The organism is Mycobacterium sp. DL99, assembly GCF_004762045.1.
Taxonomy (GTDB): domain Bacteria; phylum Actinomycetota; class Actinomycetes; order Mycobacteriales; family Mycobacteriaceae; genus Mycobacterium.
On the sequence record NZ_SJOM01000004.1, the window covers coordinates 21,714 to 28,605 of the forward strand.

The window sequence follows — 6,892 nt, forward strand, 5'->3', positions numbered from 1 at the left end:
GTCATCGCCGCATAGACCGCCGCTGACATCGCGATCGCTGGCCCGATATCGAAAGAGTCGGACCGTGGGACCAGCATCCAACCACCCGAAGCGCGATCCTTCCGGCGCGAACCGCGCACGGCCAGGTCTAGATCCTGCTGGCCGCCATGAGACAGGCGGCCCTGTTCAGCCATGCCGAGCCACAAGGCGTTGCCGGCGCCGGCCTCGTTCTGGGTGTAGGCAGACGCCTTGAAATAGAGCTGTTTGAGCTTCTCGCCCAGTGCTTTGGCCGCGCCAGTCGCATCGTGCTTGATCGGAGTTCTTTTGGTGGCGTGGCGGGACATAAAGTTCATTGCCTCCACCTCCGACTGTGTGCCAAGTGCGATTTCGACGTGCGCGGACTCTCCCTCGCACCAACATGCGGTGATCCAATACCAACCCGAGCGTGTGGCATTGATGCCGAAGGACGCCACATCCGGCAAGACGTCCAGATCCGCGGCGAGAGTGTTCCAATACTCCTTCGGGACAACCGCGAGCGTCTCGTTGGTTTTGTCCCAGATGCCGAACCTCGCGCAGAACATCCTCGGGTGACATGTTCTCCACAAGCCGCTCAATCGCGGAATTGCCGACCCGGAATCTGTAAGAGGGGTTCGCCTCCGACAGTTTCTCCCAAAAGCCCGGCGCATCAATGTCAGGCACCACGCCATCGGGAGACTCCGGGGAGAACTCCACATAGATGCCCTTGAATGGACGCTTCTTCAGCGGTGCCAGCGCTTTGTCTCGTCGGCGCTTGAACGCTTCATGCACGCCCAGCGCCACATCCTGTGGCCGCGGAGGTGTCCCCATGAAGAACGCCAACCCGATATCGGAGACGTTCATCGCCGCAAGCATGTCGGTGAGCGCCGACTCTTTGAGGTTCTGGCACTCGTCGTACACCTGGATATCGACCTCGGCGAAGCCTCGACCAAACCCCGCCGACCGCGCACCGAACAAGATCCGCGACCCGTTCGCGAAGTGCACACCACGATTGTCGTCAGCTTGCACCACGGGATGCTGGGCGCGCATCTTCGGACGAATAGCAGGCTTTTCCACAATGCCCGCGATCTTCGTCAACGTCTCCGACGATGTGCGGTCATGATGCGACGACCAAATCACCAACGTGCCCGGACGCGACAAACAGATCGCGATGAGGCCAGCCATGATGCCCCACGTCTTGCCGGCCTGCCGCGCGATGCTCAACGTCACGCCCATGACATCGCATGCCAGAGTGCGGTCTTCGTCGTCCCGCACACCGAGAGCTGCGTACCAAATGTCCTCTTGCCACTGATCGAGCGTCACGCCCATGCCGGGCAGTTCCGGTGCGATCAGTTCGTGATAGCGCGTGAAAGCTATGTCATCTGGGATGACACAGTGCCGTGCAATGTCGACAAGCGGAGCAGGGTTAGCCCGATTTCCGGAAGCGACCGGCATCGAACGCCACTACCTTGCCCGACGATTCAGCTTCTTCAGCCTCAGTCTCGGTGCCCGACTTCGGCGCCAGTGCCCGCAGCCGACTAATCTCCGCCTTCGCCCTCTCCAGCTGAGCATTGAGCTGTGATCGCAGTTGCGGCTTCTCTTCGAACGCCTCAGCGAGGAGCCGATAACGAATCTTGGCCTCCGCCAACTCATCGTTGGCGTCCATCGCCTCATTCAACGTGGTGTACTCGGCCATCGGCCAACCTCTCGGACCCGCCGGTTGACCGCCCGACGTCGGCGTAATGCACCACAGCGGCGCAAGCTCAGATGAAACGCGAATTCAGATACGTAGGGCGGATCGCCGCCACCGGCTTCACACCGTCAGACTTCGCACGATTGCACTGACGACACGAGGGCTGGCAGTTGTCCAACGCATCAGCCTCAGCCTCCGACCACCCCAAACGCTGCGCCTCATCCGAGGACACAACATGGTCCACCTCAAACGAACGCGGGTGCGGCGGCCGGGCGTCGTAGTCAATCTCCCCGCCAAGTGCCTGGCAATCAGCCGTGATCTGCAAAGCACACGGAGCATCACCATCACGGTGACGAACCTCGCCGCGGCGCCGATCACGGATCGTGGTGGAAGCGAAAGGCATCCCGACCCCCTACCCCTGGGTCACACACACATCCGCCTATGCCCTGAGAGACGGAGGCAGGCCGGTCGCGGGGAACCCTGCCCACCCCCTGGTGTTCAGGCGGCTGCGCGCCGGCGACGCTCATGACGCGTCAGTCGATCGGCGATGCAGGTACGGCACTGGCGTCGTCCATCTGGCGTGACGTAGGTGTTCGCCTGTGTGAACTCGTGTCCATGGATGCACTGGGTCTGGCGTGCCGCTTGGGCAGACACCGACTCGCTGCGCATGTTGTTGACGTACTGCGTTACCGCTTCCAGATGGCTGGGTCGCACGCAGTGCCGAACGCGGCAGAGGTGATCCACTTGGTAACCATCTGGGATAGGACCTACCTCAAGTAGGTAAGCGACCCGATGTGCCATCACGTAGTGGCCATCGAACTGGAATCGTCCGTAGCCGCGGTATCCCCGAGTGGATCGGGTCCATAGCCAGCAGTCGCCGCTCTTGTCGACGTTGGACCAGAACTGATCTGCGATGTTCATCGTTCGTCTCCAGGAATGCGAAAGCCCCCGCACCTGGAGATACGGGGGCTTTCTAGCCTCGGTGATCAAGCCGAGGTTGCTTGCAAGGATATTCAGTTGTTGAGCATGGTGTTGCGGTTGGTCACGTGCGTTGCCTTGCTTGGGCGTTGGCTTCGGCGAGTCGGGCGGCGAGCTCAATGCCGGCTATCAGTCCGGCATCTCGGAAACCCTTGGCGTACTCAGGGGTTGTCGGTGCGTCGGGGTTGTCGTCGTGTTGGTGGTTCATAGCCAGAAGAGTGCGGTGATGCGTATGCAGAGGTTGTGCCACCAGGTCCAGTGCCGTTGTGGGGGTTGTGCGCACCAGGGGCAGGTCATCGCATCGTCACTCTCAGGTGTTGATCTAAGTCGGGGTCGATGAGTGCGAGTGGTCGCTAGCGTGGTTGCCGGTCGAGTAGCCCGTTCATGACGCGTTCGGCGGCTTCGATGATGGGTTGGTGGCCTTCACGTCTGGCCTGCTCCAAGGTGCGGAGAGCGTCGGTAATGCGATCAGTGAGGGATCGGGGCTTGGCGAAGGTGGACATTCAGCACCCCCTGAAATGCGAAACGCCGCCAGGCCCGGAGGACGGCGGCGATCTATGGGCACACTTCAGGTGCCGACTGACACGGTATCAGCGTTTTCGCAGGTTAGCTATCGCCACACGCCGTAACCAACGCTGTCCATCAGTTTTCGCGCTGCTCAACCTCATCGATGTAGTAGCTGTGGTGACCCTCGTACTTCTCGATGATGGTCCGACCGAGCATCGCGTCTTCCTGGGTCGTGAAGGGGCCAGCGATGACCGAGCAGGCGTCGTGCCAGAAGAACCCGTTGGCGACGTACCAGCCAGGCCGCAAGTTGGCGGTGTGCTTCTCAATCATCTTGACGCGGTGCTGCTCAAGGCGGACGTCATCGAGATTGGTCATGGTTCCCATGTTGCTCCTATCGGTGGGGCGATCACTACGCGTTTTTGTCATTCCAAGACACCGCTTGGCAGTTCGTAGCCAAGTACTTTCGCGAGGTGTTGGAAGTATTCGGGTGCCCAGGTGGTGTGGCAGTTGAGGCAGACACATCCGGTGGGGCCGAGGTCGAGGGCTGGTTTGCGGACTATCTCGTCGGAGCTGTTGCGCCTGTATACGATCGCTGTGTCGCAGGCGGGGCAGGGGTTGGGTAGCGACCATCGTTTGACTGGGTTGAGCAGGGTGTGGATCTGTTCGCACCATGATTCGATCTCGGCGGCGATGTTCTCCACCAGTGTGGTGTCTTGTGGTCTCCATGTGCGGCGTTCGATGGCCTGCAGGCGGATGATGGCGATCGGTGGGGTGTTGATCGAGACGTCGATGGTGGGGCGTGGTTCCCACTCTGCTGTCGCGGCTTCGATTTTGCGCATGATGTCCACCGCATCGATGCACATCGGTGGGGATGATTGCGGGACACGGGAAGCGTTGCCTTGACCGCCTGGGACGGCGTCGGAGAGTTGGTCATAGAGGCTGTCGACCCACTCGATTCGGTGCGTGCCGTTATCGAGGGTGATGGTGTTGGGTTTCGGGTCGATCAGGGCACTGATGGCGTTGGAGAGTTTGTTGCGTGCGGCCGGCAGGTTGCCGTCCTCGTGGCCGTCTTCGTGTGCTGCGGTCATGCGGCGCCTCGAATGTCCATGTGGTTGGGGTTGACGCAGGCTTTACGGGGGCAGGTGTTGTAGAGCTTCTTTCCTTCGCGGATCGGGCCGCGCAGCTTCTCCCAGACGACGCGGCGGGCTGTCGTGTTGGTTCCGTTCTCCGAGTAGAAGCCGAGTCCGTTCGGGTCGATGCCAGCGGTCCACATCCAGCAGGCGGTGAGGTCTGGCCTGGCTGCGTGTTTGAACTCGATCTTGTCGCGCAAACGCTTCGGAAGGCTCATGCGGTACCGCCCGACTGGTCGAGGACAAATTTGGCCGACACTTCGCGCATCGCCTGTAGCGAGCCATCCATGACAGCGCGGACCGCACCAGCTAGTTCGGGCTGCATGTCGGCCGTTAGTAGTTCGGTGACTTGTTCGGTGCATTGGATGCAGTAGCCGACGCCGAGACGGATGCCGTCTTCGGTGGCGCCGCGGAGTTGGTCGCCGACCATTCCTATGACGAGCTCGTGGACGCGTTCTCGCAGTGGGTCGCTCATGCGGTCTCCTCGATAGCTGTGCCCCACCCGCAGTAACCACAGATGCGGAAGGCAGGTATGGGGTGGTTGCCGATCTGTTGGGCAGGAATCACATCGGTCTCAGTGGACCGGCAGCAGTTGTGGCAGTAACGGATAGCCATCAGAACTCCGGCCCGAGACGGCGGGCCATGGCATCAACAGCAGCCTCGGCTAGATCGCCAACATCGACATAGCCGTCGATCTGACTGATTTCGCGGTCCACACTCAGTCGCATTGGCCCATCCGCTTGCCGATGGAGGTCGGCCCAGATGGCTTCGCGCACCTCGTTCAGGAACACCTCACGATCAGACGGCGAGGTCATGACCACTCCTCTACGCGAGACCACTGCGAACGGGGCGCATCGATCGAACCGAGCAAGGTCGGCTTGTAGCCGTACGAGAACACGCCGCCCTTGCCGTCGGGGCCGCCGACTGACCACGGCGGGTAGACGCCGATCAGTGACGGGAGTGGATAAGGGTCGCGGCCAGCCTCTTCCGCTTCGGCAATGTGCCGCTCGCGGAGGTACCGCAGGTGGCGTTCAGCGGTGGCTTGATCACCGGGGCATTGGACTATCTCGCCGCCTGTGAGGTTGATCAGGTAATGCGCGTCGCTCATGCTTCCTCCACGGTGATACGTGCCCCAACGGCAGCGGATTTGGGGAGCTGGCGAGTCATGATCGAACCTCGATGACTCCCACGATCTGATCCCATCGGTCGCCATCAATGTCGGCATTGGTGAGCGAGTAGAGGTGCCCCTGCGAGTAGTAGGCCACCCACTTGCCGTTGGCGACCTTGACGGTGAACAGGTCATCGTCGGCGTCGTAGATCACGCGGCCGACCGGTTCCCCTTTGGCCGAATGCTCGTCGGTCCACGGTTCGGGAAGTTCCACGACGGCGATACGGGCGGCCTTGATCGCAGCGAGGATCGATCGCGCTTCCTCGTTGAGGACGGCTTTGAAATCGTCGACAGTGCCCCAGCGTGGTCCGTTCGTGAGGCGGTTGAAGAGGTTGGTCGCCAACTGTTCGGCGATGGCAGATACGGCACGGTCGCTCATCGATCAAGCTCCTCGGTGGTGTAGAGCAGGGGTGTCAGCCTCGTCAGGGCGAGCAGTAGGCCGGCGACGAAACTGGCGTCGTTGGACGCGAGCGCCTTAGCTCGCAGGCAATGGAATTCCGCCCGTATCGGCTTCAACGCCTCACGGGCAGCTCTAGAGAAGAACTCCTGCCCTCCCATGTCGGAATCGGAATCCCAGGTTGGGCCAAGTGGGAACTGGGCAGCCCATGCTCGTTGTGCCGCTGCGATTGCGGGGTCGTGGTTGCTCATTGGTTCTCCAGGTAGTCGGTTTCAACGGGGGCGTCGGCCCATCGGTCGGGGTCGCCGGGGAATCCCCAGCACGGGTAGTCACGGCCCGCGCCAACGAGTCCGACCAAGTCGGGCGGAAGACAGCGGCGTGTGCTCTTGGCGTGGTCGCCGTCGCGGTGCTTGTCGAACGCTGTCAATCCGGTGAACGTCCGGTGGCAGCCGGAGCAGTGCGAGGTGTTGAACCCGCCCCATCGGGCATCACATCCGGCGCACGCGTGGGGTTGTTGTCGGTTCACTGGTTGGCTCCGTTCTGCGATGGCGATTCCGGTGGATTGGGGCGAGATTTGAGCGGTGTTCGTGGGTGGGTTGATGTCAGTGGGCGACTTGGGCTGTTCGGCGCTGTGTGTGGCTTCTGGGTGGCTCATTCGTGGCTCCCTGCGTTAGTGACCCGCCGCGTGTGCGCCGGGAAATGCTCCAACGGCTTCCCATCCCCATCCCGCACACACAGCTCCCCCACCAACGCGTGACAATCAGGGCACGGAACAGTGAGGGCCTGCTGCTGCACAGTCGTGCCGGTCCAGTCCTTCATCAGCCGACCTCCAGATGTGGTTGGCAGGGATGGACGCCGGCTTCGTCCTCGTAGGTGTTCAGGCCGTGGCAGCGAGGACAGTTCGTGCGCAGAGATTCCTTGCGCTGCCGTTCCTCGGCCTCAAGCTGAGCGAAGTACTCCGGGTGCGCCTTGTCCCACTCGCGGCGCCTCTTGCATGGGAGGCACGATCCGCCTTCGAAGTTCGT

The 6,892-nt window shown here is 61.7% G+C and carries 16 protein-coding genes; all 16 read right to left on the minus strand.

What is annotated here, in order from left to right; all coding sequences use genetic code 11:
- Window positions 1–165 precede the first annotated feature (165 nt).
- A complete protein-coding gene (locus EYZ64_RS00130) occupies window positions 166–1,449 on the minus strand; it encodes a terminase large subunit domain-containing protein (RefSeq protein WP_210115437.1) in 1,284 nt (427 codons plus the stop codon).
- On the minus strand, window positions 1,421–1,690 hold the full coding sequence (locus EYZ64_RS00135; RefSeq protein ID WP_135451319.1) for a hypothetical protein: 270 nt from the start codon (window positions 1,688–1,690) through the stop codon (window positions 1,421–1,423). Before EYZ64_RS00135 ends, EYZ64_RS00130 begins: the two co-directional genes overlap by 29 nt.
- 67 nt (window positions 1,691–1,757) lie before the next feature.
- Window positions 1,758–2,090, minus strand: a complete 333-nt coding sequence (locus EYZ64_RS32570; RefSeq protein ID WP_135451320.1) for an HNH endonuclease — start codon at window positions 2,088–2,090, stop codon at window positions 1,758–1,760.
- A 95-nt stretch (window positions 2,091–2,185) separates the two neighbouring features.
- The gene (locus tag EYZ64_RS32575) at window positions 2,186–2,608 is read right to left on the minus strand and encodes an HNH endonuclease signature motif containing protein (protein ID WP_135451321.1); all 423 of its coding nucleotides are present in this window, start codon (window positions 2,606–2,608) and stop codon (window positions 2,186–2,188) included.
- Window positions 2,609–2,729: 121 nt separating this feature from the next.
- Complete coding sequence (locus EYZ64_RS31895; protein ID WP_167857640.1) at window positions 2,730–2,873, minus strand: hypothetical protein; 144 nt, start codon at window positions 2,871–2,873, stop codon at window positions 2,730–2,732.
- Window positions 2,874–3,307: 434 nt separating this feature from the next.
- Entirely contained in the window at window positions 3,308–3,547 is a 240-nt protein-coding gene (locus EYZ64_RS00150; RefSeq protein WP_135451322.1) for a hypothetical protein, read from the minus strand.
- 47 nt (window positions 3,548–3,594) lie between these two features.
- On the minus strand, window positions 3,595–4,260 hold the full coding sequence (locus EYZ64_RS00155; protein WP_135451323.1) for a DUF7341 domain-containing protein: 666 nt from the start codon (window positions 4,258–4,260) through the stop codon (window positions 3,595–3,597).
- On the minus strand, window positions 4,257–4,520 hold the full coding sequence (locus EYZ64_RS00160; RefSeq protein ID WP_135451324.1) for a hypothetical protein: 264 nt from the start codon (window positions 4,518–4,520) through the stop codon (window positions 4,257–4,259). Before EYZ64_RS00160 ends, EYZ64_RS00155 begins: the two co-directional genes overlap by 4 nt.
- Window positions 4,517–4,777, minus strand: coding sequence for a hypothetical protein (locus tag EYZ64_RS00165; RefSeq protein WP_135451325.1), 261 nt, complete (start codon window positions 4,775–4,777; stop codon window positions 4,517–4,519). Before EYZ64_RS00165 ends, EYZ64_RS00160 begins: the two co-directional genes overlap by 4 nt.
- A 139-nt stretch (window positions 4,778–4,916) precedes the next feature.
- A complete protein-coding gene (locus EYZ64_RS00170) occupies window positions 4,917–5,117 on the minus strand; it encodes a hypothetical protein (RefSeq protein ID WP_135451326.1) in 201 nt (66 codons plus the stop codon).
- Window positions 5,114–5,410 carry a hypothetical protein gene (locus EYZ64_RS00175; protein WP_135451327.1) on the minus strand — a complete coding sequence of 99 codons (297 nt, stop codon included), beginning with the start codon at window positions 5,408–5,410 and terminating at the stop codon, window positions 5,114–5,116. The genes EYZ64_RS00170 and EYZ64_RS00175 overlap by 4 nt, the downstream gene beginning before the upstream one ends.
- Window positions 5,411–5,465: 55 nt before the next feature.
- Window positions 5,466–5,849, minus strand: a complete 384-nt coding sequence (locus EYZ64_RS00180) for a hypothetical protein (RefSeq protein WP_135451328.1) — start codon at window positions 5,847–5,849, stop codon at window positions 5,466–5,468.
- Window positions 5,846–6,118: a hypothetical protein gene (locus EYZ64_RS00185; protein WP_135451329.1), complete on the minus strand. Its 273-nt coding sequence runs from the start codon at window positions 6,116–6,118 to the stop codon at window positions 5,846–5,848. The genes EYZ64_RS00180 and EYZ64_RS00185 overlap by 4 nt, the downstream gene beginning before the upstream one ends.
- A complete protein-coding gene (locus tag EYZ64_RS32710; RefSeq protein ID WP_502702916.1) occupies window positions 6,115–6,522 on the minus strand; it encodes an FDXHR family putative zinc-binding protein in 408 nt (135 codons plus the stop codon). Before EYZ64_RS32710 ends, EYZ64_RS00185 begins: the two co-directional genes overlap by 4 nt.
- Entirely contained in the window at window positions 6,519–6,686 is a 168-nt protein-coding gene (locus tag EYZ64_RS32715; RefSeq protein ID WP_502702917.1) for a zinc finger domain-containing protein, read from the minus strand. The genes EYZ64_RS32710 and EYZ64_RS32715 overlap by 4 nt, the downstream gene beginning before the upstream one ends.
- Window positions 6,686–6,892 (minus strand): hypothetical protein (locus EYZ64_RS32175; RefSeq protein WP_210115438.1); only part of this gene is annotated, 207 nt, incomplete at its 5' end. The genes EYZ64_RS32715 and EYZ64_RS32175, both read right to left, overlap by 1 nt.

Coding starts and splice junctions, on each gene's coding strand:
- EYZ64_RS00130 (WP_210115437.1), bottom strand. CDS start 1,449: ATGCCGGTCGCTTCCGGAAATCGGGCTAACCCTGCTCCGCTTGTCGAC.
- EYZ64_RS00135 (WP_135451319.1), bottom strand. CDS start 1,690: ATGGCCGAGTACACCACGTTGAATGAGGCGATGGACGCCAACGATGAG.
- EYZ64_RS32570 (WP_135451320.1), bottom strand. CDS start 2,090: ATGCCTTTCGCTTCCACCACGATCCGTGATCGGCGCCGCGGCGAGGTT.
- EYZ64_RS32575 (WP_135451321.1), bottom strand. CDS start 2,608: ATGAACATCGCAGATCAGTTCTGGTCCAACGTCGACAAGAGCGGCGAC.
- EYZ64_RS31895 (WP_167857640.1), bottom strand. CDS start 2,873: ATGAACCACCAACACGACGACAACCCCGACGCACCGACAACCCCTGAG.
- EYZ64_RS00150 (WP_135451322.1), bottom strand. CDS start 3,547: ATGACCAATCTCGATGACGTCCGCCTTGAGCAGCACCGCGTCAAGATG.
- EYZ64_RS00155 (WP_135451323.1), bottom strand. CDS start 4,260: ATGACCGCAGCACACGAAGACGGCCACGAGGACGGCAACCTGCCGGCC.
- EYZ64_RS00160 (WP_135451324.1), bottom strand. CDS start 4,520: ATGAGCCTTCCGAAGCGTTTGCGCGACAAGATCGAGTTCAAACACGCA.
- EYZ64_RS00165 (WP_135451325.1), bottom strand. CDS start 4,777: ATGAGCGACCCACTGCGAGAACGCGTCCACGAGCTCGTCATAGGAATG.
- EYZ64_RS00170 (WP_135451326.1), bottom strand. CDS start 5,117: ATGACCTCGCCGTCTGATCGTGAGGTGTTCCTGAACGAGGTGCGCGAA.
- EYZ64_RS00175 (WP_135451327.1), bottom strand. CDS start 5,410: ATGAGCGACGCGCATTACCTGATCAACCTCACAGGCGGCGAGATAGTC.
- EYZ64_RS00180 (WP_135451328.1), bottom strand. CDS start 5,849: ATGAGCGACCGTGCCGTATCTGCCATCGCCGAACAGTTGGCGACCAAC.
- EYZ64_RS00185 (WP_135451329.1), bottom strand. CDS start 6,118: ATGAGCAACCACGACCCCGCAATCGCAGCGGCACAACGAGCATGGGCT.
- EYZ64_RS32710 (WP_502702916.1), bottom strand. CDS start 6,522: ATGAGCCACCCAGAAGCCACACACAGCGCCGAACAGCCCAAGTCGCCC.
- EYZ64_RS32715 (WP_502702917.1), bottom strand. CDS start 6,686: ATGAAGGACTGGACCGGCACGACTGTGCAGCAGCAGGCCCTCACTGTT.